This is a genomic window from Rhodococcus sp. O3 (genome assembly GCF_048897285.1).
Taxonomy (GTDB): Bacteria; Actinomycetota; Actinomycetes; order Mycobacteriales; family Mycobacteriaceae; genus Rhodococcus.
This window is the reverse complement of the sequence record NZ_JBMBTE010000005.1, coordinates 1-25,855: the sequence shown is the minus strand read 5'-3', so window position 1 is coordinate 25,855 and position 25,855 is coordinate 1. Positions and strand designations below refer to the sequence as shown.

Sequence of the window (25,855 nt, the reverse complement as noted above, 5' to 3'; positions counted from 1 at the left end):
CACCGGCACAGGTCACGGATACGGCAGGACGGCCGCTCCCCGCGCGTCCAGCGCCACGGTCATCAGCGAAATCTCCTGATGCTGTTCGCCGACGAGCGCGGTCGCACGGGTACGCACGGCCGGCACCGCGGTCGCGTGCGCCGCATCCGCCGCCATGTCGATCCCGCCCTGATGATGGCGAATCATCAACTGCAGGAACAGGATTTCGCGCTCCGTGCCGGTCGCGTCGTGCAGGCGGGTCAGTTCCTCGTTCGTCGCGACGCCCGGCATGCCGAGATGGTCGTGCCCGGTCGGCTGGACGGGTGCACCCGCGAGTTCCAGCCAGCCGGTGAGGATTCCGATCTCCTGCCACTGCGACGTACGGATCTGCGTGGCGAGCGCGCGCACGTCCGGTGCGACGTCCCGGCCGAGCATGTCGGCCATGGTGATCGCCTGTTGATGATGCACCGACATGGCCTGCGCGAACGCGATGTCGCCGTCGGTGAGCGCCACCGTCGCGGTCGCGGTGCCGGGATCGGTGTCGCCGCCGGACGTGAACCGTCCGACCACGACACCGAGCGTCAGGCACAGTACGGCCACAGCGAGTACCAGCGTGGTGCGACGCGTCGTGCTCATCGCGGCGGATACACCGCCGGATCCAGTTGCAGCGCCATGAACCCGTTGTCCATGCACGTCACATACAGCTTGTCGCCGTGGAATTCCGGTGGCGAGAGACACCAGTCGGCGGACAGGTCACCACCGACGAGCCGGCTGCGCTCGTTGACGATCCCGTCGGTTCCGGTCTCGCCCTGCAGGATGGCGCGGGCGACGGCGAGAGTGCCGATGATCGGCGGGGCCGCGATCGATCCGAGCGTCGCGTGCAGCGAATTCGGCAACTGCAGGTTCTTCCCGGTCTGCGCGGGCGGGTTGAAGTACGCGATCTCCCGGAACCGGTCCGGGTCCGTCACGTCGAACACCCGGATGCCGGACTGGATCCAGCCGCACGCCATCGCGCGCGGGTCGTCGGGGCGGTCGACGGTGCAGTAGTGCGCGTCGTAACCGAAGGCACCGTTCGCGGCGCTGCTCGACGCCCAGCGGTTCTGGTTCTCCGGCAGGTTGATCGCGAGCTTCGCGCTGGTGCGCCAGCGCGGGGTGGCCGGCTCGGTGATGTCGAACAGTTTCACGCCGCCGGAGCCGCCCTCGTCGACGGTGAAGATGTGCGGCACACCGTCGTACGTGACGTACACGCTGTGCTGGCTGAGCAGGCCGTCGGTCCAGAACTTCGAACCCAGATGCGGCAGCGGATGGCCGATCACGGTGCGCGGCGGACGATTCTGCACCGCCGAGACGTCGAGGATCGTCATCCCGGCCAGATTCGACAGGAACATGGTGTTCCCGTCCGGCGTGAATCCCATGCCGTGTGCGGCGACGCCGGTGAGGCCGCCCCACACGACCATCGGCTGCGTGGGATCGGTGAGATCGACGGCGCTGACCCAGCCGGGAGCGATCCCGGAGGCCCAGTAGGTGTTGCCGTCGGGGGAGAAGGCGCCCTCGTGGGTGGTGATGGGCACCGGCATGTTCGGCAGCGAACCGGTGGTCGTGTTCAGCAACCGCGGGTGCGCGCAGTCCTCGGAGATGTCGTACACCGAGATGTAGCCGGCGCTTTCGATCAATCCGACGCCGGTGCCGACGAGCAGACCGCGCCCCTCGTGCACCTTCAGCGATTCCCAGGTACCGCCGACCATCGCCGGTTCCGTGAGCACCGCCGTGCGCACCGGACGCGCCGGGTCGCTGACGTCGAGAACCTGCACACCGGCGTCCTCGCCGAGGAGATTGGTGGGGAAGGTCGACGCGATATACGCGCAATCGCCGTAGGTGGGGCTGATCGGACCGGCACCCTGGCCCTGGTACTGCCCGATCAGGTCGATGTTGCAGTTGTATCCGCCGGTACTGCGGCCGGAGGTGCGGTCCGCGAGCGGGACCTCACCCTGGATCCCGGTCTCCACCAGATCGCCCGGCCGGCAGGACGCCGGGTCGACCGCGGTGGGCCACACGCCGGTGACTTCGTCGAATCCCGACGGCGGTTCCGCCGAGGCGACGGCGGAACCGGCGAGGAGGACGGTGGCAGTGACGAACGTGGTCGCCGCCCTGGTCGCGCGCCTCATCGCGTGGCCTCCAGCAGGTCGCGCAGTACCGCGGTGACCTCGTCGGGGCGTTCGAGCGGCCCGCAGTGCCCCGAGTCGAGTTCGTGCAGGCCCAGTGGGTGCTGCAGCCGCGCGACGATCGCCTGCGCCCGCGCCGGCGGGGCGATCCGGTCGTGACGTCCCGAGATCACCACTGCCGGAACCGGAACGTGCGCCGGGTCGACGTCGGTCACCATGTTCACCAGCAGTGCGCCGTAGCCGCCGCGTCCACGCGCGGAGGTCGCGGCGAGGATCGCGTCGACCTCGCGGGCGACCGACGGGTCCGCGCCGGCACCGACCGCGACGCGGGCGAGCAGTTGCCGGCGCAGCGGCAGGCGACGCGGCAGCGGGAGACTTGCCGCGGGTGCCACCGACTGCGCCAACCGGCGACGCAGCGCGAGAGTGCGTTCGGGGCCGCGGAGGAACCGCACGTGGTCGAGGATGTCGCCGGGCGTGGTGTTCACCAGCGCGACCGCCGACACGCGGGACGCCGCGTCTGTCGCATGCTTCTGCGCCCAGCTCATCACCGCGATGCCGCCCATCGAATGCCCCGCGACGACGGCCTGCCGGCCCTCCGGGACGGTCGCGGCAAGCACCGCCTGCAGATCGTCGGCGAGATGGTCGAGTTCGTAGTTGCCGGCGCGCGGAGCGTCGCTGCGGCCGTGCCCGCGATGGTCGAAGGCGACGACCCGGAACTCGCTGCTCAGGTCGCGAATCTGGTTGCGCCAGAACAGTGTCGAGCACATGATGCCGTGTGCCAGCACGATGGTCGGGGCGTCGTCCGGTCCGTGGATCTCGGCATGCAGGCGGGTGCCGTCGGCGCTGCGCACGTCGACGACCCGGGCCTGCGGATCCGAGTGCGTGCGGCGTTCCGCGCGGCGCAGGGCCCGGCGCGCCTGCGGCACCATCCGGACGGCCCGGGGCAGTCGCGGCAGCACGGTGCGCGACGTCGCGGCGAGCGCGGTGAAGGCGAGCTCGTGGCTCCGGGTCCAGCGCACGCCGAACATCTCGCGCAGATCCGGTGGCAGCAGACCGCCGGTGATCAGGGTGAGTACCCGTCCGGCGATCGGACGTGAGGTGTAGTTCCAGAGGAACTTGTTGCCCACCAGCGGGATTGGGGGAGGCTGCGGCGATCCGACGACCGCGAGGACACGGTCGGTGATGTCCGAGCGTTCCAGCCGCGTCGCCGACATCTCCTCGAACCACGCGCAAAAGGACGCCCAGTCGGCGGGCATGTCCTGCTCCCGGACGCCGTACAGCCGGCCCACCCGACGCATCTCCAGATAGAACTGCTCGACCTCGCCGGGCCGCCAGCCGCGCCCGAGGAGTTTCTGCTGGGTGTACACACCGTGCACCAGGCTCGCGTGAACCCAGTGGAACGCTTCGGGATTCAGTGAACTCCAACGTGATCCGTCGGAGTTCGTGCCCTTGATCGAGCGATGCAGATCCCGGAGGCGGCGTGCCGTGGCGAGCGCCTCCTCCTGTCCGTATACGACGCCCATGATCATGTCGAGGGTGCGCTCGGCGCGCCCGTACGGGTCGGATTCGAAGACCGAGAATTCGCGAACGCCCGTCGCGACGATCGGATGCGCCACGTCGATCAGCAGCCGCCGCGAGGCGCCGAGTACGAACGTCAGGTCGCCGAACACCGACCAGGCGACGGAGTCCGGACCCAGCGGGGGCGGATCGAGGGGCGTGGTCTCGGCATCGGGGCGTGTCTCCACCGCGTTCGTCATGAGATCATTGGTAGCAGAATCGTCTCAGGTGCGATAGTGGACGGATGACCCGTCCCGGTGCGCCGCTACCCAGTCTTTTCGGTCGCGCGATCGAGCGGGTGTCGTCGGCACCGGAGGCGGACGACGGGGTGTTCGACGCCGCGCTCGCCGTACTCGCCGAGCGCGGCACCCGGGCCGCGACGATGGACGACGTGGCCGCGCGCTCGGGCGTCAGCCGCGCGACGCTCTTCCGCCGCTTCGGCGGGAAGGATGCGCTGTTCGAGGCGGCGCTGGCGCGTGCGCTGCGCGGGTTCCTCGAAGAGATCGGCACGGCCTTCCTCACGGTCACCGATCCGGTGGAACGCATCGAGACGGCCTTCGTCGCGTGCCTGCGCTTTCGCCGTCGGTTCATCGCGGGGAACTCGGATCCGGCGCACGGTGCCACCCTGGTGGCGATGCTCTCGACCGGTGATCCCTCGCCCCTCGAACTCGGCCGGCGGTTCATCGCTGCTCGCATCGTGGCCGGTCAGGCGGAGGGTGTCCTGCCTGCGGCGGACGCGGACATCCAGGCCGACGCGATCATCCGCCTGACGCTCAGCTATCTCGTGCTGCCCAGTGCCCTCTACGACCTCGACGACATCGAGGTCGCCCGCTCCGTGGCCCGCGAGGCGATCGCGCCGCTGATCACCGGCATTCCCGGCTGAGCGCCACGGCACTTCGCGGCCGGTCGCCCCTGTTCGGGGCGAGATTTCTGTAACCTCTGGTACCGGGATTGTACCGGGGGTGGTCGAACATCAGCCGACTTATTGAAACACGTTCCTACATATATGTGATATGAACGTGGTGAAACGGCACCGGTGATCGACATCACAACGTACGGTGAAGTCGTTCCGAATATGGATGGTGGGGAGTTCGCGTATGTCAGTCGACGCGTCGGCCGTGATCGTTGCAGTGGCTACGGCCGCAAGCGCCCTGGTACAGGGGGCCGACATTCCGGCGGAGATCAAGGACCAGGTCTCACAGGTCATCGAATCGTTCGAGGCGTCCGCGCCCGGCGTCGACAAGCAGGTATCGGACATGGTTGCGACGCTGCCCGAAGCAGTTCGGCCGGCGGCGCAACAGGCGGTCGTGGACGCTACCAACTCCGTGGCGGCCGCGATCGAACCGCATCTTCCGCCCGAGGCGGCCGCGGCCCTCGTGACACCCCCGGAAAGCGCGGGGCCCCCGCCCGGTCTGGCTCCCGCCGCTCCCGCGCCGCGACCGAATCCCTTCTCGGTGACACCGCCACCCGCGGTCGCGACCGGGCCGGTTGCGCAGGCTCCGGCCGGAGTCACCGTCGGTGGCATCACGCTGCCGTCGATCCCGGCGATCCTGCCCGGAACGAGCCTGGCCCCGATCGGGGCCGTCGCGGTCTTCGCGCCGTGGCTCAAGAAGGCCGGGTCGCTGTGTGAGGGGATCACCGCGCCCGTACTGGCCGCCCTGTACTCGGCCGAGAACGGCTTCCGCTACGGGCCCACCGCGCCGGTGTCGTCGACCGGCGCGAAAGGCCCGGGCCAGTTCATGCCGGGCACGTGGGACGCGTACGGCAAGGACGCGGACGGCGACGGGATCGCCGACGTCCTCGGCATCGCCGATCCGGTGATGGCATCCGGTGCGCTGCTCTGCGACAACTACAAGCTGATCGACGACTGGAAGAAGCGCGGCCTGGTGCAGGGCGACACCCTGGACCTGACACTGGCCGCGTACAACGCCGGTATCGGCGCGGTCCGTCGCTCGGGCGGCATGCCGTCGGGTTCACCCGACTACGAGAACCAGACCAAGCCCTACGTAGCGAAGATCCGCGCGACCGAAGCGGCGTTCTCCCGGTTGCTGTCGCCGTTCCTGGGCCTGGGCCTGCCCGGCATCACCGATACCGGCAACAAGGTCGTCGACCTCGCATTCCGCTTCCTGGGCCTGCCCTACGTGTGGGGCGGCGGCAACATCAACGGTCCGTCCAGTGGCGGCTTCGACTGCTCTGGGCTCACGTCCTACGCCGTCTACGCCGCGACCGGGATCGTGCTGCCGCGCACCTCGGAAACTCAATGGCACGTCGGCACGGAGATCCCGCTGGATCAAGCCCGGCCCGGCGACCTGCTGTTCGGCAACTGGCAGGCCGGGGGACCGGGACATGTCGCCATCTACATCGGCGGCGGCCAGATGGTGCACGCGCCCACGACCGGTGACGTCGTCCGGGTCGGCGCGGTCTTCCCCGACATGAAGGCCCGCAGGATCTTCTGAGTCCGGACGCGAGAAGGCCCCGACCGCACGGTCGGGGCCTTTCTCGGGCGTTCGACAGGACCGGCCGTGGATACACGGCCGTCCGATCAGCCGTGGTACGGCTCCGCGCTGACGAGGGTCACCTTCATGGTGCCTCCGTTGGGCAGGACGTACTCACGCGTCTCGCCGACCTTCGCCTCGAGCAGCGCGCCGCCGAGCGGGGAATTGGGCGAGTAGATCTCGATCTCGTTGCTGCGCGCACCCTCTTCACGGGTCGCGATCAGGAACGTCTCCTTGTCGCTCTCGTCTCCGTCGTAGTACACCGTGACAACCGATCCGGGCAGCGCGACACCGGACCGGGTGGGCGCAACGCCGACCTTCGCGGCACTGAGCAGCTCCTGGAGCTGGCGAATCCGGGCCTCCTGCTGGCCCTGTTCCTCGCGGGCGGCGTGGTAGCCGCCGTTCTCCTTGAGATCGCCTTCTTCGCGGCGCTCGTTGATCTCGGCCGCGATGATGGGACGATTCGCGATGAGCTGGTCGAGTTCTGCCTTGAGTCGGTCGTACGACTCCTGTGTCAGCCAGGTGCCCTGGGTCTCGGTCATCCTCGATCACTTCCTTCGGGTTGGAGCCCCCGGCTCCGTCGACAGGCCGCGCACATGCAGCGACCACGACAGCATGGGCTCCTGATCGTTACCCCCACTGGGTGTGGTGAACGGAGCCGTACTGCCTACTATGCAGCAATACACGGCCCCAAAGGGTGGAACCGTGTATCCGACCATTCTAGCACCAAGGCAGGTCCGGGGACGGAAAGCCGCTGTTCGGTCAGGGCGTGTGCAGATATTCGGGAACGACGAAGCTGCATCCGTACATCTCGCCTGTACCGGGGCGCTGCGAGGTCTTCACCGTGGAATTCAGGACCACCGTTCCGCTGTCGGACGGCGGGACCAGCACCTCGCGACGACCGGTCTCCTGGCCGTCCTTCGACCGGGCCCGGACCACGCAGACCGCCTCCTGCGACGGGTCCCGGCGGGTCACCGTGAACTGGAGATCGACGGTCGAATCGTCGATGACCTCGAAGGTGATGATCTCCGAATCGATCTCCGACCGGCCGAACTGCAGGTACACCACGAACGCCAGGGCCGCACCGACGGCGACACTGAGGGCACCGAGAAGCCACTTGCGGGTGCGCCGGGGCGAACCGCCGGCCGTCGGGTAGCGGTCGGCCGGGTATCTGTCGTTCGCGGTGGTGTTGCTCATCACTTTGCTTTCGTGCCCGCTGCGCGGGCCCGGGGCCACGGCTGACGGAGGACTGGTCAGGTGGAACTATAGGGGAAGGACCGACGTGCCCCGCCTGCGGTGCCGGGCGCGCGGTCGGACAGAGCACACAACGGTGAGGTGGAGGAAACACGTGAGCGGACTACGGCTCATGGCCGTGCATGCCCATCCCGATGACGAGTCGAGCAAGGGTGCCGCCACAACGGCCCGCTACGCGGCCGAGGGGAACGAGGTCCTGGTCGTCACCCTGACCGGTGGCGAACGCGGCGACATCCTCAACCCGGCCATGGACGTCCCGGGCATCCGCGAGCGCATGGAAGAGGTGCGCCGCGAGGAAATGGCAGAGGCCGCCCGGATCCTCGGGGTGCAGCACCGCTGGCTCGGTTTCGTCGACTCCGGCCTGCCCGAGGGCGACCCCAAGCCGCCGCTGCCCGAAGGCTGCTTCGCGCTCGTTCCGCTCGAAGAACCCACCCGCAAGCTCGTCCAGGCCATCCGCGAGTTCCGCCCGCACGTCATGACCACCTACGACGAGAACGGCGGCTACCCGCACCCCGACCACATCCGCTGCCACGAGGTGTCGATGGCCGCCTACGAGGCGGCCGCCGATCCCGACTACCACCCCGAGGACGGCGAGCCGTGGAAGGTTCGCAAGCTGTACTACTCGCACGGCTTCATCCGCCGGCGCATCGAGTTGTTCCGCGACGAGTACGAACGGCGCGGTGAACGCTTCCCGATGGAGGAGTGGCTCAACCGCTGGCGCACCGAACAAGGTGACATCATGGCGCGCGTGACCACCCAGATCACTTGCGGCGACTACTTCCCGCAGCGGGACGACGCGCTGCGCGCGCACGCGACGCAGATCGACCCCAACGGATCGTTCTTCGCGATTCCCCTGGACATTCAGCAGAAGGTGTGGCCGACCGAGGAATTCGAGTTGGCCAAGACCCGCGTGCACACGGTGATCCCCGAGTCGGATCTGTTCGCGGGCATCGAGGACGGACGAGTGCGATGACGATCGGCATGCTGGCAGCGGATGTTCTGGCGCAGGACCCCGCGGGCCCCGAGTTCGGCAAGGCGTCCCCGGTCGGGTTGGCGCTGATCGTCGTCCTGCTCGTCGCAACGGCACTGCTCATCCGGAACATGAACAAGCGGATCGGGAAGCTGCCCGAGACGTTCCAGCCCGAGCATCCCGAGCCCGATCAGGCCGCCGACGAGGGCACCGACCGGGGCGCGGCCACCGCGCCGGGCACGGAGAAGACCACGTCGGAGGTCGAGGGCACCGAAAAGAAGGGGTCCGAGAGCAAATAGCTCTCGCTTGTCACGAGCCCGACGCCGCTCGGCGTGGCAGGCTCGGAACCATGGCCAACCGCCTCCGCCACAGCACCTCGCCCTACCTGCAGCAGCACGCCGACAACCCGGTGCACTGGCAGGAGTGGACCGACGCGGCTCTCGCCGAGGCGCGGGAGCGCGACGTGCCGATCCTGCTGTCCATCGGCTACGCGGCATGCCACTGGTGTCACGTGATGGCGCACGAGTCGTTCGAGGACGAGGCGACCGCGGCCGTCATGAACGAGAACTTCGTGTGCATCAAGGTCGATCGGGAGGAACGACCCGACCTGGACGCGGTGTACATGAACGCCACCGTCGCCACGACCGGACACGGTGGCTGGCCGATGACGTGCTTCCTCACCGCCGACGGTGCCCCGTTCTACTGCGGCACCTACTACCCGAACGTCGCACGCGGTGGCATGCCGTCGTTCACCGAACTGCTCCACGCCATCACCCACACCTGGCGGACCCGCCGCGACGACGTGGCCGGCGCGGCCCGTGCGGTGGTCGCGGAACTGCAGCGCAGCAGCAGTGGGCTGCCGGAGGGTGCCCGACCCGTCGACGCCGCGCTGCTCGACGTGGTCGCCGGCACCGTCGCAGCCGACGAGGATCGTACCCACGGCGGGTTCGGGGGCGCTCCGAAGTTCCCGCCGTCGGCGCTGCTCGAAGGGCTGCTGCGCAGCTACGAACGCAGCGGAACGGCGGAGACGCTCGCGGTCGTCGAACGCACGGCCGACGCGATGGCACGCGGCGGCATCCACGACCGGCTCGCCGGGGGTTTCGCCCGGTACAGCGTCGACGCGGCCTGGGTGGTGCCGCACTTCGAGAAGATGCTCTACGACAACGCGCTGCTGCTGCGGGTGTACGCCCACCTCGCACGTATCACCGGGCGGGACGCGTCGCGGCGCGTCGCCGAGGGCATCGCGGGGTTCCTGCTGCGGGACCTGGGCACCGGCGAAGGCTGCTTCGCCTCCGCGCTGGACGCCGACACCGCAGGCGTCGAAGGCCTCACCTACGTGTGGACGCCGGCGCAACTGATCGAGGTCCTCGGCCCGGACGACGGCGCGTGGGCCGCGCGGCTCTACGAGGTCACCGAGGCCGGCACGTTCGAGGACGGCATGTCGGTGCTGCAGTTGCCGTCCGACCCAGACGATGCCGCACGCGCCGAGCGGGTACGCGCGCGGCTGCTCGAGGCCCGGCAGTCCCGGCCGCAACCGGGACGCGACGACAAGGCCGTCACGGCCTGGAACGCATTCGCCGTCACCGCACTCGCCGAGGCCGGCGCCGCATTCGGGCGCGCGGACTGGATCGACGCCGCCGCGACCTGCGCGCGTCGCCTCTTGGAGACGCATGTCGTCGACGGCCGGCTGCGGCGCGCGTCGCTCGGCGGTGTCGTCGGTGCACCCGTCGGCGTGCTCGAGGACCACGGGGCCCTGGTCACCGCGCTGCTCGCGTTGTACCAGGCGACCGGCGACCCGTCGTGGATCGCACCGGCACGCGACCTGGCCGACATCGCGCTCGAGCATTTCGCCGACCCAAACCGGCCGGGCAGCTGGTTCGACACCGCCGACGACGCGGAGACGCTCGTCGCGCGGCCCCGCGACCCGATCGACGGCGCCACCCCGTCGGGTGCGGCGCTCGTGACCGAGGCGCTGCTGACGCTGTCCGCGGTCGTGGAGGACGGTGGTCGCTACCGGGAGGCCGCCGACGAGGCGCTCACCACCGCCACGTTGCTGCTCGAACGGGCACCCCGATCGGCCGGGCACTGGCTCACGGTCGCCGAGGCCGCGGTGCGCGGTCCGATCCAGGTGGCCGTCGTCGGTGGGGGAGACCTGCTCGACGTCGCGCGGCGGACAGCTCCGGGCGGATCGCTCGTGGTGGGCGGTGAACCGGAGTCGTCGCCGTTGTTCGCGGATCGGTCGCTCGTCGACGGAGCGCCGGCGGCCTACGTGTGCCGCGGTTTTGTGTGCGACCGGCCGGTGACCTCGGCGTCGGATCTGGCGGAGGCGCTGGCCGCCGGGTGACCGGTCACGCCCACGCAGATGCGTCGCGGTAGCCGAGGAAGTCGCCTGCGCTGGTGACCGGGGCTTCGAGCATGCCCGCGCACGCGTCGATGAGGAAGTTGGCGAACCCGGTCCAGTCCGGGTCCACGTCCTCTCGCTCGAGGCGGTCCTCGTAGTCGGCGCACGCATCGACGACCAACCGGCCCAGCAGCCACGAACGTCCGGTGTACACCGACTCCGGGAGCTCGGACACGTGTGCCCGGACCCGCTGGACGAGATCCTCCACGATCGGGTCCGCGATGGTGTTCGCAGCGACGGTCTCGACCATCGACGGCACGGTCCTGAGCTGCTGGAGGAACCGGGCCCGCCAGCTCGGGACGGGCATCGACGCGAGCTGATCTGTGAAGGGAATGATGAAGCAGATCAACAGGTCCCGCAATCCGGGCTCGGGTCCCAGCTGTGCGACGAGCTCTCTGCGCCGAGCTCCGGCGTCCTCGGAGTAGCGCAGGAGCGTGGCGCGCACGAGTTCGTCCCGGCTACCGAAGTGGTAGCTCACGGCGGAGTGGTTCGCGTTGCCCGCGTGTTCGGCGATGCGCCGGTTCGACACCGCGTCGACTCCGAAGGTGGCGAACAGTTCCTCTGCCGAATCGAGCAGTGCTCGTCGTGCTTGGTCGCCGTAACTGCCCACGATTGGTCCCGTCTCTTTCTCTCGCTCGGGTGACAGTGTGCCCCGAGGCCGGGTGGGACGAAGGTCACCAGGGCCCGGCTTGGCCACTTTAAGACACTCGGCGTAACTTTTTAAGTCAATCAGCGTATTTCCCGGATCGGCCCAGGCCGTGGAGACGACCGGGTCGCCAGGGCATCGAGGAGTTCCGCATTGACCGACACCATCGCGCTCGAGAAGAACAGCCCACCGGGCGGCGAACCCACCGAGGCCGAACTCGCCCGCGCCCGTAAGGAACACATCGGGCGCTACGTCGCGATCTTCGTGATGCCGTTTCTGATGGTCGGGATGATGATCACCGGGTACCTGTACGCGATGCACGCGCCGGCACCGCACGACATGCCGATCGCCGTCGCCGGTCCCACCCAGCAGGTCTACGACTTCGCACGTGCACTCGAGGACGCGGATCCGGACGCCGTCGACGTCCGGATCGTCGCCGACGACGCGGCGGCGCGCGACCTCGTGCTGGCCCGCGAGGTCTCGGGTGCGGTCTCGCTGTCCGACGCGGGCACCGCGACCGTTTACACCGCGGGCGCGGCGGGGGCGTCGCAGTCGTCGCTGGTCACCGGGCTGCTGGCCCCGCAGGCCCTCGGTCAGGGCCTCGATCTCACCGCCGAGGACCTCGCTCCGCTGCCGGACAACGACATGGCCGGCCTGGGCGTCATGTTCATGGCGCAGGCACTGATGCTCGCGGGCTACATGCCGCTGAGCATCATGCTGTCCAACTCTCCCGAGCTGTTACGGTTCCGTCGCATCGTGCCGTTGCTCGCCGGGTGGTCCGTCCTGATCGGCACCCTCGTGTGGCTCGTCGCCGGGCCGATCCTCGGCGTGATCCAGGGCCACACCGCGACCGTGCTGGGAATCTGCTGGCTCTCCATCTTCGCCGTGGGCTCGGTGCAGTTGTTCCTGACCCGGATCATCGGACCGATGGCGGTCCTGGCGGGCATGCTCTTCGTCATGGTTCTCGGCGTCCCCGCCTCGAACCTGGGCATGTCGGTGTACTCGTTGCCGTCGATCTACTCACGTCTGCACGGCTTCCTGCCCACCGCGGCCGCAGGGGAGTCCCTGAGGTCGGTCCTGTACTTCGGCGGGGAAGGACTCGGAGGCCATCTCCTGGTCCTGGTCCTCGGTGCCGTGCTCGCGCTGGCCGCGACCCTCGGTGTCGACGCCCTGAAGCGTCGCCGCAACCCCGATGCGGGTGACCCCGAGATCACGATGCCCTCGCTCACCAACGGGCCGCGTCCCGGAAGCGATCGCGTCCGCTACCTCACCCTGGCGTTCTTCCCCTTCGCGATGGTCGTGCTGATGCTCTCGATCATGCTCGGCGCGATGTACCAGCCGACGCCGCGCGAGATGCCCGTGACCGTGGTCGCCGGGACGACCGAGCAGGCCGGCCAGGTGGTTGCCGGTCTCGAGCAGAACATGGCGGGTCTGTTCGATCTGCGCACCTCCGACTCGCTCGACGAAGCGCGCGCCGAGGTTCAGGACCGCACGATCGTGGCGGCCTTCGTCCTGCCGTCCGCCGCGGCGCCCACCGCGACCCTGATCACCAACGAGGCCGCCGGCATGAGTCAGCGGCAGGTTGTGCAGCGGGTCTTCGACCAGGTCGCCGGCGGCATACAGGTGCCCCTCACTGTGGAGAACGTCGCCCCTCTGCCGGACTCCGACACGATGGGCACGGTCACGCTCTACGTCGCGATGGGCTGGATCATGTCCGGTTTCATGGTGGTCGTCGTGGCCGGCGGCGCGCAGCCCGCTGCGATGGTGCTGCGGCGCATGCTGCCCATCGCCGCGGGGTGGGCGCTGTTCATGCCGGCTGTGCTGTGGGTGATCGCCGACCCGATCACCGGAGCCGTCGACGGGCACTTCCTGCCGCTGTACGGGGTGGGGATCGTCGCGACGTTCACGACCTCGATGTTCACCTTGGCGCTGCACCGCCTGTTCGGTCTGCTCGCCGTCATCCCCGCGGTCGGGATCCTGATGTTCGTCGGCGTGCCGGCCTCGAACGGGGCCATGTCGATGTACATGACGCCGCAGATCTTCAAGTTCCTGCACGGCGTGCTGCCGATGCCGGCGGCGGTGGAGTCGGTCCGCTCGATCCTGTATTTCGGAGGCGACGCCGTCGGGTCGCACCTGGTCACCTTCGTGATCTGGGGCCTGGTGTCGTTGCTGTGCGTCGTGGCGATCGATGCCGTCCGGGCGCGGAAGCAGCCCGCCGGGCAGGCGATCGACGCCTGAACCGCTCCGAACTCCGAAGCACACCCCGGGCGTATCTCGCCGGCCGGGGTTTCTTCGTTCAGGCGACCACGGCCGGTTCAGGCGAACACGACGAGCCAGACTGCGACCGCATGGCACAGGGCCGCGAGCACGGTTGCGGCGTGGAAGAACTCGTGGTGCCCGAACGTGTGCGGCCACGGATTCGGCCACTTCGTCGCGTACAGCACCGCGCCGACGCTGTAGAGGATGCCGCCGATCAGCAGGAGCAGCATCGGGACCAGCCCGGCCGTGTCGACCACCGTGCCGGCGACCGGGACGATCGCCCAGCCGAGCAGCAGATACAGGGGCACGCCGACCCAGCGAGGTGCGGTCGGCCACAGCATCTTCAGCGCCACACCCGCCACCGCGCCCGACCACACCACGATCAGGAGGGTGCGGCCGGTGTCCGGCGGGAGCGCGAGGGTCGCGAACGGCGTGTAACTGCCGGCGATGAACAGGAAGATCATCGAGTGGTCGGCGCGCTTCATCCACATGCGGGCACGGGGATCGTGCCAGTGCACCCGGTGATAGAGGGCGCTGACGCCGAACACCCCGCACACCGTGAGGCTGTAGATCGCGGTCGCGATGCCCGCGGGTGGTTCGGCGATCGTCGCGGCCAGCGTGACGAGCACGACGCCCGCGATCACCGAGACGGCGAACGCCCACAGATGGATCCATCCCCGCATCCGCGGCTTGACCGGCAGTTCGTCGATCCCGAACACCGCCATGGGCCCGACCCCCTTCGTACTGCTCGGTAACCTACGCAACCGTAGGTTCTGGTTGGAATGTCACGTTACCCCTGTGTCGCCCGCGACGCGTGTGGGTGTGACCACCATCGCGACCGGAGGGTCCGGTGGGCGTAGTGTGACCCCCGTGGTGATGTCGGGGTGAATGCGCGCGGGGTGTTGTATCAGCTGTACGAACGGCGTCTGCTGCGCCAACTCGAAGGTGCTCAGCACCCGCGGCACGTCGCCGTCATGTGTGACGGCAACCGTCGCTGGGCCCGGGAGAACGGTTTCACCGACGTCAGTCACGGCCACCGCGCCGGCGCCCGCAAGATCGCCGAACTGCTGCACTGGTGCGACGCGGCGGGCATCGAGACCGCGACGATCTACCTGCTGTCCACCGAGAATCTGCGCCGCGAACCCGAAGAACTCGACGTCCTGCTCGAGATCATCACCGACGTCGTGGAGGAGATCTCCGGACCGGATCAGAACTGGAGCGTCAAGATCGTCGGCACGCTGGAGTTGCTGCCCGAGGAGCAGGCCCGCCGGCTCAGCGAAGCCGCCTGCCGCACCGAAGGACGCACCGGCACCCACGTCAACGTCGCCGTCGGCTACGGCGGGCGACAGGAGATCGTCGACGCCGTCCAGTCGCTGCTGCGGGAGAAGCAGGCCGCCGGACTGTCCGGTGAGGAACTGATCGAGTCCGTCACCGTCGACGCCGTCGACGGGCACCTCTACACCTCCGGCCAGCCCGACCCCGACCTCGTCATCCGGACGTCGGGGGAGCAGCGGTTGTCCGGGTTCCTGTTGTGGCAGAGCGCGTACTCGGAGATCTGGTTCACCGAGGCCTACTGGCCGGAGTTCCGTCGCGTCGACTTCCTGCGCGCCCTACGCGATTTCGCTGCCCGGCACCGCCGTTTCGGGGCGTAGCACCGGGTAGCCGCCCCCGTGCCCGTGCGCGTTTCCGGTAGCAGCCGCTGCCGGAAACGCGCACGAGGGGCGAGGGTCAGAGCTTGCGCAGCCGCAGCCGGTTGATGGCGTGGTCGGCGTCCTTGCGCAGCACGAGCGTCGCGCGCGGACGGGTCGGCAGGATGTTCTCGACCAGGTTCGGCAGGTTGATCGAGTGCCAGATCTCCTTGGCCGCGTTCACCGCATCGCGATCGGACAGGTTCGCGTAGTGGTGGAAGTGCGCGTCCGGATTCGCGAACGACGTCTTGCGCAGCGCGAGAAACCGTTCCACGTACCACTTTTCGATGTCCTCGATGCGGGCGTCGACGTAGATCGAGAAGTCGAACAGGTCCGAGACCATCAGGCGCGGACCGGTCTGCAGGACGTTGAGGCCCTCGATGATGAGGATGTCCGGCTGCCGAACCACGTGGTACTGACCGGGAATCACGTCGTACGAGATGTGCGAGTACACCGGCGCCGCGACCTCCGCGGCACCCGACTTGACCTCCGTCACGAAACGCAGCAGCTTCCGGCGGTCGTAGCTTTCGGGAAAACCCTTGCGATGCATGATGTTCCGACGGATCAGCTCTTTGGTCGGATACAGGAATCCGTCGGTGGTGACCAGATCGACACGGGGATGGTGATCCCAGCGCGCGAGCAGTGCCTGCAGCACACGCGCGGTGGTGGACTTGCCGACGGCGACCGAGCCGGCGACCCCGATCACGAACGGCACCTGTTGGTCCGGGTGCTTTTCCCCGAGGAACGTCGCGGTCGCGGCGAACAACCGCTGCCGGGCCGCGACCTGGAGGTGGATCAATCGCGACAGCGGCAGGTACACCTCGGCGACCTCCGCGAGATCGATCTGCTCGCCGAGGCCGCGCAGGCCGATGAGTTCGTCCTCGGTGAGCACCAGCGGCGTTGCCTTGCGCAGCGTCCGCCACTGCTTGCGGTCGAACTCGACGTACGGGCTCGGCTCGCTCAGACGTGCCATCGACACGATCCTTCCGTGGCTAGCGAACCGGCAGTGCAACCCGGGTGCGGCTTGCGACGAAGGAAGTCCATGCACCGAATTGTGCGCGCTGCCACAGGGGCGTGTCCGCCCGGGGTCCCGCATCGGAGTGTCCGGCCACGTCGCGACGCCGCGCGAACGACTAGTGTTCGGAAGCATGGGATCGGACGGTTTCGTGCGTGAATATCTGCTGCTCGGGCTCGCTTTCGACCGGCTCGAGGAGGGCTTCGTCGACGCGTACACCGGCGACGCATCGCTGCGCCGCCAGGTGGAGAACGCGCCGAAACCGGATCCTCGTGACCTATCCCACACCGCGAACCGGCTCCGCGCGGAACTGGCGAGCGCCGGACTGTCCGACGAACGCACCCGGTTCCTCGACGTGCACCTGCGTGCCATGGAGTGCTCGGCGCGCAAATTCGCAGGTGAGGACATCGCTTTCGTCGACGAGGTCGAGGCGTACTTCGACGTGCGCATCGCACCCGGCAACGAGGACGACTACCGCGACGCGCATCGTCGCCTCGACGCGCTGCTCCCCGGATCAGGACCGCTCGCCGAACGCCTGCAGGCCCACCGCAAGAGCGAGATCGTGCCCGCCGACCGGCTCGCCGAATGCGTCGAGGCGTTCTCCAGCGCACTGCGCGACAAGGTCCGGGCCGTGTACCCGCTGCCCGAGACCGAGCAGATCGAATACGAGGTGGTCGGCGACAAACCGTGGTCGGGTTTCAACTACTACCTGGGTGACTACCGCTCCCGCGTGGCGATCAACTCCGATCTCGAGCAGCACATGTCGCACCTGCCGCGCCTGATCGCGCACGAGGCGTACCCGGGGCACCACACCGAGCACTGCCGCAAGGAAGCCGGTCTGGTCGCCGGCGGGCAGGCCGAGCAGACGCTGTTCCTGGTGAACACGCCGCAGTGCCTCATGGCGGAGGGCCTGGCCGACCTCGCGCTCGAGGCGATCGTCGGCCCGGGATGGGGCCGGTGGGCTCAGGAGATCTACGCCGACCTCGGCCTGCGTTTCGACGGCGAACTCGCGGAGCAGCTGCACGACGCGTCCGCGGGCCTTCTGTCGGTGCGTCAGGATGCCGCGCTGCTGCTGCACGACCGCGGTCGCAGCCACGACGACGTCGCCGCGTTCCTGCAGCGCTGGTCGCTGTCGACCCCGGAACGGGCACGGCAGTCGCTGCGGTTCCTCTCCTCGCCGCTGTGGCGCGCGTACATCAGCACGTACGTGGAGGGGTACCGGCTGCTCGGCGGTTGGCTAGAACAGGTTCCGGCCGGTGCCGAGCGTGCCGAACGGTTCCGCCGGCTGCTCGACGAACCGCTGGTGCCGAGTTCGCTGCGGTGACCTCGATCACGGCGGGGTCCCGGGTTCCTGGTTTCGGGATGCGCTTCGTAGACTGGAGGTCGTATCCTGCCGCCCCCAGCTTGGAGAATCCTCGATGACCACCGTGCCTGGCACCGACGTCAACACTGCCTCGCTCGCCGATCTCGACCCGGAAGTCGCGCAGGCGATGGCGGGTGAGTTGTCCCGTCAGCGCGACACCCTCGAGATGATCGCGTCGGAGAACTTCGTTCCGCGCGCCGTGCTGCAGGCGCAGGGCAGCGTGCTGACCAACAAGTACGCCGAGGGCTACCCGGGTCGCCGCTACTACGGCGGCTGCGAGAACGTCGACATCGTCGAGGACCTCGCGCGCAACCGCGCCAAGGAACTGTTCGGTGCCGATTTCGCGAACGTGCAGCCGCACTCCGGCGCCCAGGCGAACGCCGCGGTGCTCATGGCGCTGATGACGCCGGGCGAGAAGCTCCTCGGCCTCGACCTCGCGCACGGTGGCCACCTCACCCACGGCATGAAGCTGAACTTCTCCGGCAAGCTGTACGACGTCGCGTCCTACGGGGTCAGCAAGGAAGACCACCGCATCGACATGGACGAGGTCCGCGACATCGCGCTGCGGGAGAAGCCGAAGGTCATCGTCGCCGGCTGGTCGGCGTACCCGCGTCACGAGGACTTCGCCACGTTCCGGTCGATCGCGGACGAGGTCGGCGCCTACTTGTGGGTCGACATGGCCCACTTCGCCGGTCTGGTCGCTGCCGGCCTGCACCCGTCGCCGGTGCCCTACGCCGACGTCGTGTCCACCACCGTGCACAAGACCCTCGGCGGACCCCGCTCGGGTCTGATCCTGGCCAAGCAGGAGTGGGCGAAGAAGATCAACTCGGCGGTGTTCCCGGGCCAGCAGGGCGGACCGCTCATGCACGCGATCGCCGCGAAGGCCGTCGCCCTGAAGATCGCCGCGGGCGAGGAGTTCAAGGATCGTCAGCGGCGCACGCTCTCGGGCGCGAAGATCCTCGCCGAGCGCCTGTCCCAGGCGGACGTCGCCGACAAGGGCATCTCGGTGCTCACCGGTGGCACCGACGTGCACCTGGTGTTGGTGGACCTGCGCAACTCGGAGCTCGACGGCCAGCAGGGTGAGGACGCGCTGCACGAGGTCGGCATCACCGTCAACCGCAACGCCGTGCCGTTCGACCCGCGTCCGCCGATGGTCACCTCCGGCCTGCGCATCGGCACCCCGGCGCTCGCGACCCGCGGATTCGGCGACGAGCAGTTCACCGAGGTCGCCGAGATCATCGCGCAGACCCTGATCGGTGGCGCCGACGTCGACGCGCTGCGCGCCCGCGTGAGCAAGCTGGCTCAGGATGTGCCGCTGTACCAGGGCCTGGAGGACTGGACGCTCATCTGATCACCCGCCCGCGTTAACACGTTCTTCACCGACACGCCCCGCGCTCATCGAGCGTTCGGGGCGTGTCGGCGTTAGCGTCGACGTTGTAGCCGACACAGTTGCCGGCTACACGGGAGGTCCTGGTCGTGGCTGAGGCAATCAGTGCGAGGGGCCGGCACCCGGCCCTCGTGTCCGTAGCGGACACCCGGGACGACCGGCCCACCGAGAAAGACACTTGCGTGGTGCCGCGCAGGTCTAGGAGCCTCACGTGACCGCAACACGCTCCGTCCCCGCTCGCACCGGCGATCGCTCCGCGAAGTCCGCTGCGAAGAAGTCCTCGGTCCGCACGTACGTGCTGGACACTTCGGTGTTGCTCTCCGATCCGTGGGCGGTGACCCGCTTCGCAGAACACGAGGTGGTGCTCCCCCTGGTCGTGATCGGGGAACTCGAGGGCAAAAGGCACCATCACGAACTGGGCTGGTTCGCACGCGAATCGCTTCGGCTGCTCGACGATCTGCGCCTCGAGCACGGTCGTCTCGACCAGCCGATCCCGATCGGTGACGCCGGCGGCACTCTGCACGTGGAGCTGAACCACACCGATCCGTCGGTGCTGCCCGCCGGGTTCCGCACCGACGACAACGATTCCCGGATCCTGGCATGTGCGCTCAATCTCGCCGCCGGCGGCCGGGACGTGGTGCTGGTCAGCAAGGACATCCCGTTGCGGGTGAAGGCGGGCGCCGCGGGTCTGCCCGCCGACGAGTACCACGCGCAGGACGTGGTGATCTCCGGCTGGACGGGCATGACCGAACTCGATGTCGACCGGTCCGTGATCGACACTCTGTTCTCCGAGGGAGTCATCGACCTCGACGAGGCACGGGACCTTCCGTGCCACACGGGAATTCGGATGCTCGGTGGGGCGTCGAGCGCGTTGGGCCGGGTGACTCCGGACAAGCGGGTGCAGCTCGTGCGCGGCGACCGTGAAGCCTTCGGGCTGCACGGGCGTTCCGCGGAACAGCGTGTGGCGCTGGACCTTCTGCTCGACGATTCGGTCGGCATCGTGTCCCTGGGTGGAAAGGCCGGCACCGGTAAATCGGCGCTCGCGCTGACCGCCGGGCTGGAAGCGGTGCTCGAGCGGCGCACTCAGCGCAAGGTCGTGGTGTTCCGCCCGCTCTACGCGGTCGGCGGCCAGGATCTCGGCTACCTGCCGGGCAGCGAGAGCGAGAAGATGGGGCCGTGGGCGCAGGCGGTGTTCGACACCCTCGAGGGACTGGCGAGCCCCGCCGTGATGGACGAAGTGATCAGCCGTGGCATGCTGGAAGTGTTGCCGCTCACGCATATTCGCGGTCGGTCGCTGCACGACTCGTTCGTCATCGTCGACGAAGCGCAGTCCCTCGAACGCAACGTGCTGCTCACGGTGCTCTCACGGCTGGGGTCCGGTTCGCGGGTCGTGCTCACCCACGACGTCGCGCAGCGCGACAACCTGCGGGTGGGTCGGCACGACGGCGTCGCCGCGGTCATCGAGAAGCTCAAGGGGCATCCGCTGTTCGCACACGTGACCCTCACCCGCAGCGAGAGGTCGCCGATCGCCGCGCTGGTCACCGAGATGCTCGAGGAATTCGCCCCCGGAGCCTGACACCCGCTGGGTGACGGGGACATCCATCCGCTCTCACCGGGTGGATGTCCCTGTCGCCCGCGGTTTCGTGGTCGTTCAGGCGGGGCCGAGCTCGGCCTCGAGGACCTCCTGGGTGACGCGCATCGCAGCGAGGGCGGCGGGGGAGCCGCAGTAGGCGGCCGAATGGATGACGGCTTCGGTGATCTCGGTGCGCGTCAGGCCGTTTCGGAGAGCGCCGCGGATGTGGCCGCGCAGCTCGTTCTCGGCGCGAAGGGCGATGAGCATGCCGATGTTGAGCAGGCTGCGGCTGCGGCGATCGAGACCGGGACGGGTCCATACCGCGCCCCACGCGTGCTCGGTCACGAACTCCTGCAAGGCCTCCGAATCCGTGCCACGGGCACGGTCGAACGCGCGCTCGACGAAGTCGTCGCCCATCACCTCCCTGCGGACCTCGAGTCCGGCCTCGAAACCGGGGGTGCGCTCGGCGTCGCTCATCGTACTGCTCCCTGTTCACACCGCCGAACGGTTCGGCGGCGTCGAGAATTCTACGACCGGCGCAGTACCGCCCGGAGGACACCGGTCGCAGTGGCTCCCAGGAAGGTGGCCATGTCGTAGCGGTCGCGCCACACGCGGATCCGCCCGTCGCGCACCTCGAACGTGCCGCACACCCAGAACGGGATCGACACCCGGCCCATCCGCAACACGTCGGTGCGCTCGGTCAGCACCGCGCCGTTCCCGTCGTCGGCGATGTGGTGCATCACCACCTCCAGGCCGACCGAAGGGCGGGACATTCCTTCGAGCACGCGGCTGACCCTCGGGAGGCCGCGCACCGTCGGCAGCCCGGTGTTGTACCAAGCGATTTCGGGATCGAGGAGGGAGACTGCGGTGGCGATGTCGGATGCCGCCAGTGCGTCGAGGAAGTTGCGCACCACCGCGATCGCGGACTGGGAAGTGGTCGTGTCGGATGTGGTCATGATGCTCCCTGTCGTGTGAAGGTTCCCATGCCGTAGGTGTTCCAGTATTCGAACGTCACCGCATCGGGGGTGAACGTCGCGGTCGAGATCGTCCCGTCCGGGGCGTTCTCGCCGGTGACTTCGAACGTGAACACGTCACCGTCCCAGTGGGTCAGCGGATAGGTCTGGCCCACCGGCCCGATCGTGAGCACGAGACTGCCGTCCCGCTGGTCGATGCGTGCCGGTCCGAAGTACGGATTGTCGTAGACCCCGGCGTATTCGTCGAGGGGCTTCGCCGGTGCCGGATCCGTGGGCGGCGCCTGGCCGACCAGCGAACCCTTCGGGTCGGCGTAGGTCGAATATGCCTTCTCGTACAGCCCAGCCCAGTTCTCGCGGATCTCCCCGAACTGCACCAGGTCGACGAATTCGGCATTGAGCGTGTCGGGGACCCCGATCGGCGCGGCGTTGGTGAGCGTGACGATCGCGACGTCGGCCGACGGCACCGCGGTGAACGCCGTGGCAGCGCCGAGTGCGAACGCCCCCGCGTGACCGACCGAGGTCCGTCCCGACGCGAGCGTTCCGACGTTGAACCCGTAGCCGTAGAAGCCGCCGCGGCTGTCCGGGGTCGCGGGTGCACGCGACACCACCTGCGGAGACAGTGCGGGTTGCAGCGCCGACGCCTCGATGACGGTGCGTCCCTCGAACTGTCCGTCGGCGAGCAGCATGGTGAGCCATTTCGCCACGTCGTTCACCGACGAGGAGATCCCGCCCGCCGGCGACTGCTCGTCCGGATCGCGGACCTCCCGCGCGACGTACTCGCCGTCGACCAGCATGTGCCCCGGTGCCCGGTTGTCCCGTGCGGTGAAGTCGTCGAATCGTGAACTGGTCGAGTTCATTCCGAGCGGTTCGTACAGCACTCGCTGCGACAGGTCGGTCCAGTCCGCGCCCGCCGCGTCCGCGACCGCCTGGGCTGCCGTGGTCACACCGAAGTTCGTGTAGTCGTAGGTGATACGGAAAGGCGAGAGGGGAAGCAGCCGCAGCCGTTCGAGAATCTGCGCGCGATCGTAGCCGAGATCCTCGAGGTCGTCGCCCGCGTGATCGGGCAGCCCCGAACGGTGCGCGTACAGGTCCCCGACGGTGACGTGTTCGGTGACATACGGTTCGGCGAGCGCGAACGCCGGAAGATGCTCGATCACGGGATCGTCCCAGCCGACCACACCGGCACCGACCTGCTGGGCGACGACGGTCGCCCCGATCGATTTCGACATCGACGCGAGCTGGAACACCGTGTCGGCATCGACCGGCTCGTCGGAACCGGCCGCGCGGACACCGAAACCCTTCGCATACACGGTTTCCCCGTCGTGCACGACCGCGACCGCCATGCCCGGGATCCCGGTGCGATCCAGCAGTTTCTGTGCGAGGCCGTCGAGCTGCGCGATCGCGTCGTCGATCTGCCCGTCCGGAATGGGAACTCCCGCAACCTGGTCGGGCGCGAGGTCGGCGGTCTCGGCGGGTTGCGACGGGGGTCGGTCGCGATCGCTCGTGTCGATAGTGACGCAGCCGGTCGTCGAGGCCGCGAGAGCGAGCACGACACCGAGCGCGAAGCGAGGGAATGCACGCATGAGCGACCTTTCCGTCGGTCGGATGATAGTCCCGCGCGAGCCTGCCTGTCGGCGAAAGCGTACCCCCGGGTCCGGGAACTGCAACGATTCGGACGAGTCTGTGCGGAATCGCGACGAGGCGCGCGAGGGGATGGCAGCGTGCGAAGGGACGCACGCGTAGTGCACAGCCGTGTAGTTCAGCAGTGAGGAGTCAGCCGTGAAGGGAATCCCACGACGAGTCGCCACCGCCGCCGCCGCGGTCGCCGCCGTCGGACTGGTGGTCGCGGGCTGCAGCGACGAGAACGACACCACCTCCGAGAGCGCCTACCAGAGTGAGACCAGTGCCGCCGAATCCGCGCAGTCCGCTGTGGAGTCGGCGGCGGAGAGCGCCCAGTCCGCGGTCGAGAGCGCTGCCGAGAGCGCCGTGAGCGCCGCCGAGAGTGCCGGGAACGAGATCGCCGGTGACGCGACCACCGTGGTGGCCGGCCCCGACGGTCAGGAATACGAGATCAGCGGCGCTGTCCTCGACAAGTACAACGAGACCGGGGGAGCGGCCGGCCCGCTCGGCCCGCCGACCGGAAGCCAGGAGAGCATCGGCGACGGCAGCATCGGCGAATTCGAAGGTGGCATCATCGCGTGGAGTCCGGACACCGACGCCCACATCGTGTGGGGCGAGATCCGGGTCGCGTGGGAGGCCGCCGGTGGTGCCGCCGGCGACCTCGGTTTCCCCACCAGCGACGAACATCCCATCCCGGGCGGTGTGCAGAGCGATTTCGAGATGGGTCACATCACCTTCATCGACGGCAGGACCGAGGTCGTCGCCAACTAGCGCCGCCGCGTGGGCCGGGACGTTTGGCGTCCCCCGGGTGCGGGAAGCCGACCGTCATGGCTACCTACAGAGTGATCAACCCGGCCGGCGACGTCGTGGACATCCGCGACATCGAGAGCGCGGAGGACGCGCACGCCTGGTTCGTCGACCAGCGAGCCGACAACAGCGAACTCGGCTGGCGGATGGAGGCCCAGCACGAGGACGGCACGTGGCACTTCTTCGACGACACGGAGGGTGCGGCGCAGTGACCCGAGCGCCGCACCCGTCCTCGTCTAGGAGTCGCGCTCGACGTTCGTCATCGCGAGCACGTCGAGGCGCCGGTCCAGTTCCTCCTCGCTGAGGCCGTTGCCGATCAGGCCCCGGTCGACGACGGTCTGCCGGATCGTCTTCTTCTCCTTCAACGCCTGTTTCGCGACCGCTGCGGCCTCCTCGTATCCGATCGCCGAATTCAGGGGCGTCACGATCGACGGCGACGATTCCGCCAGCGTCCGCAGATGTTCGACATTCGCCTCCAGCCCGGTGATGCACCGGTCGGCGAACAGCCGGGACACGTTCGCGAGCAGGCGCATCGATTCGAGCAGGTTCCGCGCCATCACCGGGATGTACACGTTCAGCTCGAACGCGCCGGCCGCGCCGCCCCACGCGACCGTGGCATCGTTCCCCACGACCTGCGCCGCGACCTGCGTGACTGCTTCGGGCAGAACAGGATTGACCTTGCCGGGCATGATGGAGCTGCCCGGCTGCAGGTCGGGCAACCGGATCTCACCGAGCCCGGTCAGCGGACCGGACCCCATCCACCGGATGTCGTTCGCGATCTTCGTCAGCGACACCGCGATCGTGCGCAGCGCACCCGACGCCTCGACGAGCCCGTCACGCGCGGCCTGCGCTTCGAAACTGTCGCGGGCGGGGCGCAACTCTTCGACGCCGGTGGACTTGACGAGTTCGGCGACGACCAGCCCACCGAACCCCTCGGGGGCGTTGAGCCCGGTGCCGACGGCGGTGCCGCCGATCGGCAGCTCTCCGAGTCGCGGCAGGCACGCCTGCACCCGTTCGATCCCGGCTTCGACCTGCCGGGCATAGCCCCCGAACTCCTGCCCGAGCGTCACCGGAACGGCGTCCATCAGATGCGTGCGCCCGGACTTGACGACGGTGCGCCACTCGGTGGCCTTCGCGGTCAGCGCGGCGTGCAGGTGCTCGAGCGCGGGAATCAGGTCGTGCACCGCGGCTTCGGTGGCGGCGACGTGCGTCGAGGTGGGGAAGGTGTCGTTCGACGACTGCGACATGTTGACGTCGTCGTTGGGATGCACCGTCACCCCGTTGCGGGCGGCGATCGACGCGATGACCTCGTTGGCGTTCATGTTCGAGCTGGTGCCCGAGCCGGTCTGGAAGACGTCGATGGGGAACTGGTCGTCGTGCTCGCCGGCCGCGATCTCACCGGCCGCGGCGATGATCGCGTCGGCCTTGTCGGCGTCGAGCAGGCCCAGGTCCTTGTTGACTTGCGCGCACGCCGCCTTGAGCAGGCCGAGCGCCCGGATCTGGGCGCGTTCGAGCCCGCGACCCGAGATGGGGAAGTTCTCCACGGCGCGCTGCGTCTGCGCGCGCCACAGGGCGTCGACCGGAACCCGGACCTCGCCCATCGTGTCGTGTTCGATGCGGAACTGCGGTTCGCTGTTCTCAGTCATGAACCTCAGCTTGCCACCGAGGCGGCTTCGCCGCCGGTGTGTCGAAGTGGCGGTTCCGA

General features: G+C 68.7%; 24 protein-coding genes. 12 read left to right on the top strand and 12 right to left on the bottom strand.

The window, feature by feature from the left end; translation table 11 throughout:
• Nucleotides 1-12: 12 nt before the first annotated feature.
• The 3 genes from ACN675_RS03120 to ACN675_RS03110 are packed head-to-tail and all read right to left on the bottom strand — an operon-like array spanning nucleotide 13 to nucleotide 3,898.
• Nucleotides 13-615, bottom strand: coding sequence for a DUF305 domain-containing protein (locus ACN675_RS03120; RefSeq protein WP_420749462.1), 603 nt, complete (start codon nucleotides 613-615; stop codon nucleotides 13-15).
• Nucleotides 612-2,144, bottom strand: coding sequence for an LVIVD repeat-containing protein (locus tag ACN675_RS03115; protein WP_420749461.1), 1,533 nt, complete (start codon nucleotides 2,142-2,144; stop codon nucleotides 612-614). The genes ACN675_RS03120 and ACN675_RS03115 overlap by 4 nt, the downstream gene beginning before the upstream one ends.
• A complete protein-coding gene (locus ACN675_RS03110) occupies nucleotides 2,141-3,898 on the bottom strand; it encodes an alpha/beta fold hydrolase (RefSeq protein WP_420749460.1) in 1,758 nt (585 codons plus the stop codon). The genes ACN675_RS03115 and ACN675_RS03110 overlap by 4 nt, the downstream gene beginning before the upstream one ends.
• Nucleotides 3,899-3,942: 44 nt before the next feature.
• Between ACN675_RS03110 and ACN675_RS03105 the strand changes: the two genes are divergently transcribed.
• A complete protein-coding gene (locus tag ACN675_RS03105) occupies nucleotides 3,943-4,581 on the top strand; it encodes a TetR/AcrR family transcriptional regulator (RefSeq protein WP_420749459.1) in 639 nt (212 codons plus the stop codon).
• A 214-nt stretch (nucleotides 4,582-4,795) separates the two neighbouring features.
• Nucleotides 4,796-6,154, top strand: a complete 1,359-nt coding sequence (locus tag ACN675_RS03100) for an NlpC/P60 family protein (protein WP_420749458.1) — start codon at nucleotides 4,796-4,798, stop codon at nucleotides 6,152-6,154.
• 86 nt (nucleotides 6,155-6,240) lie between these two features.
• Here the strand turns inward: ACN675_RS03100 and greA are convergent, their stop codons facing one another.
• Together greA and ACN675_RS03090 are read right to left on the bottom strand one after the other, a co-directional pair.
• A complete protein-coding gene (greA, locus tag ACN675_RS03095; RefSeq protein WP_197257236.1) occupies nucleotides 6,241-6,735 on the bottom strand; it encodes a transcription elongation factor GreA in 495 nt (164 codons plus the stop codon).
• 220 nt (nucleotides 6,736-6,955) lie between these two features.
• Nucleotides 6,956-7,390: a DUF4307 domain-containing protein gene (locus ACN675_RS03090; protein ID WP_420749457.1), complete on the bottom strand. Its 435-nt coding sequence runs from the start codon at nucleotides 7,388-7,390 to the stop codon at nucleotides 6,956-6,958.
• A gap of 151 nt (nucleotides 7,391-7,541) precedes the next feature.
• On the opposite strand from ACN675_RS03090, the gene mca reads away from it, so the two are divergent.
• Genes mca through ACN675_RS03075 form a run of 3 tightly spaced genes read left to right on the top strand, consistent with a single transcriptional unit; the run spans nucleotide 7,542 to nucleotide 10,761 of the window.
• Nucleotides 7,542-8,420, top strand: coding sequence for a mycothiol conjugate amidase Mca (gene mca / locus ACN675_RS03085; protein WP_420749456.1), 879 nt, complete (start codon nucleotides 7,542-7,544; stop codon nucleotides 8,418-8,420).
• Complete coding sequence (locus tag ACN675_RS03080; protein WP_420749455.1) at nucleotides 8,417-8,716, top strand: hypothetical protein; 300 nt, start codon at nucleotides 8,417-8,419, stop codon at nucleotides 8,714-8,716. The genes mca and ACN675_RS03080 overlap by 4 nt, the downstream gene beginning before the upstream one ends.
• A gap of 50 nt (nucleotides 8,717-8,766) precedes the next feature.
• Nucleotides 8,767-10,761 carry a thioredoxin domain-containing protein gene (locus ACN675_RS03075; RefSeq protein WP_420749454.1) on the top strand — a complete coding sequence of 665 codons (1,995 nt, stop codon included), beginning with the start codon at nucleotides 8,767-8,769 and terminating at the stop codon, nucleotides 10,759-10,761.
• A gap of 4 nt (nucleotides 10,762-10,765) precedes the next feature.
• Here ACN675_RS03075 and ACN675_RS03070 read toward each other — a convergent pair whose 3' ends face one another.
• Nucleotides 10,766-11,428 (bottom strand): TetR/AcrR family transcriptional regulator, encoded by a 663-nt coding sequence (locus ACN675_RS03070; RefSeq protein WP_420749453.1) that lies wholly within the window; start codon nucleotides 11,426-11,428, stop codon nucleotides 10,766-10,768.
• A 189-nt stretch (nucleotides 11,429-11,617) separates the two neighbouring features.
• On the opposite strand from ACN675_RS03070, the gene ACN675_RS03065 reads away from it, so the two are divergent.
• A complete protein-coding gene (locus tag ACN675_RS03065) occupies nucleotides 11,618-13,702 on the top strand; it encodes an ABC transporter permease (protein ID WP_420749452.1) in 2,085 nt (694 codons plus the stop codon).
• A gap of 77 nt (nucleotides 13,703-13,779) precedes the next feature.
• Here the strand turns inward: ACN675_RS03065 and trhA are convergent, their stop codons facing one another.
• A complete protein-coding gene (gene trhA, locus ACN675_RS03060; RefSeq protein WP_420749451.1) occupies nucleotides 13,780-14,448 on the bottom strand; it encodes a PAQR family membrane homeostasis protein TrhA in 669 nt (222 codons plus the stop codon).
• 159 nt (nucleotides 14,449-14,607) lie between these two features.
• Between trhA and ACN675_RS03055 the strand changes: the two genes are divergently transcribed.
• Nucleotides 14,608-15,375: an isoprenyl transferase gene (locus ACN675_RS03055; protein ID WP_420749450.1), complete on the top strand. Its 768-nt coding sequence runs from the start codon at nucleotides 14,608-14,610 to the stop codon at nucleotides 15,373-15,375.
• Between the two features lie 76 nt (nucleotides 15,376-15,451).
• Here ACN675_RS03055 and coaA read toward each other — a convergent pair whose 3' ends face one another.
• Complete coding sequence (gene coaA, locus ACN675_RS03050; RefSeq protein ID WP_197257217.1) at nucleotides 15,452-16,384, bottom strand: type I pantothenate kinase; 933 nt, start codon at nucleotides 16,382-16,384, stop codon at nucleotides 15,452-15,454.
• 175 nt (nucleotides 16,385-16,559) lie between these two features.
• Here coaA and ACN675_RS03045 point away from each other — a divergent pair, with 175 nt between their 5' ends.
• The 3 genes from ACN675_RS03045 to ACN675_RS03035 all read left to right on the top strand — a co-directional run bounded on the left by ACN675_RS03045 (nucleotide 16,560) and on the right by ACN675_RS03035 (nucleotide 20,752).
• Nucleotides 16,560-17,750: a DUF885 domain-containing protein gene (locus ACN675_RS03045; protein ID WP_420749449.1), complete on the top strand. Its 1,191-nt coding sequence runs from the start codon at nucleotides 16,560-16,562 to the stop codon at nucleotides 17,748-17,750.
• Between the two features lie 94 nt (nucleotides 17,751-17,844).
• A complete protein-coding gene (gene glyA, locus ACN675_RS03040) occupies nucleotides 17,845-19,140 on the top strand; it encodes a serine hydroxymethyltransferase (RefSeq protein WP_420749448.1) in 1,296 nt (431 codons plus the stop codon).
• A 247-nt stretch (nucleotides 19,141-19,387) separates the two neighbouring features.
• The gene (locus ACN675_RS03035) at nucleotides 19,388-20,752 is read left to right on the top strand and encodes a PhoH family protein (protein WP_420749447.1); all 1,365 of its coding nucleotides are present in this window, start codon (nucleotides 19,388-19,390) and stop codon (nucleotides 20,750-20,752) included.
• 75 nt (nucleotides 20,753-20,827) lie between these two features.
• Here the strand turns inward: ACN675_RS03035 and ACN675_RS03030 are convergent, their stop codons facing one another.
• From ACN675_RS03030 to ACN675_RS03020, 3 genes are read right to left on the bottom strand one after another with little or no spacing between them, the layout of a single operon-like run.
• A complete protein-coding gene (locus tag ACN675_RS03030) occupies nucleotides 20,828-21,226 on the bottom strand; it encodes a carboxymuconolactone decarboxylase family protein (RefSeq protein ID WP_197257209.1) in 399 nt (132 codons plus the stop codon).
• A gap of 50 nt (nucleotides 21,227-21,276) precedes the next feature.
• A complete protein-coding gene (locus ACN675_RS03025) occupies nucleotides 21,277-21,705 on the bottom strand; it encodes a limonene-1,2-epoxide hydrolase family protein (protein WP_420749446.1) in 429 nt (142 codons plus the stop codon).
• Entirely contained in the window at nucleotides 21,702-23,306 is a 1,605-nt protein-coding gene (locus ACN675_RS03020; RefSeq protein ID WP_420749445.1) for a serine hydrolase, read from the bottom strand. The genes ACN675_RS03025 and ACN675_RS03020 overlap by 4 nt, the downstream gene beginning before the upstream one ends.
• A gap of 196 nt (nucleotides 23,307-23,502) precedes the next feature.
• Here ACN675_RS03020 and ACN675_RS03015 point away from each other — a divergent pair, with 196 nt between their 5' ends.
• Together ACN675_RS03015 and ACN675_RS03010 are read left to right on the top strand one after the other, a co-directional pair.
• A complete protein-coding gene (locus tag ACN675_RS03015; protein WP_420749444.1) occupies nucleotides 23,503-24,114 on the top strand; it encodes an LGFP repeat-containing protein in 612 nt (203 codons plus the stop codon).
• 56 nt (nucleotides 24,115-24,170) lie between these two features.
• A complete protein-coding gene (locus ACN675_RS03010) occupies nucleotides 24,171-24,362 on the top strand; it encodes a hypothetical protein (RefSeq protein ID WP_420749443.1) in 192 nt (63 codons plus the stop codon).
• A gap of 24 nt (nucleotides 24,363-24,386) precedes the next feature.
• On the opposite strand, the gene ACN675_RS03005 is transcribed toward ACN675_RS03010, so the two are convergent.
• On the bottom strand, nucleotides 24,387-25,796 hold the full coding sequence (locus ACN675_RS03005) for a class II fumarate hydratase (RefSeq protein WP_420749442.1): 1,410 nt from the start codon (nucleotides 25,794-25,796) through the stop codon (nucleotides 24,387-24,389).
• Between the last annotated feature and the right edge of the window lie 59 nt (nucleotides 25,797-25,855).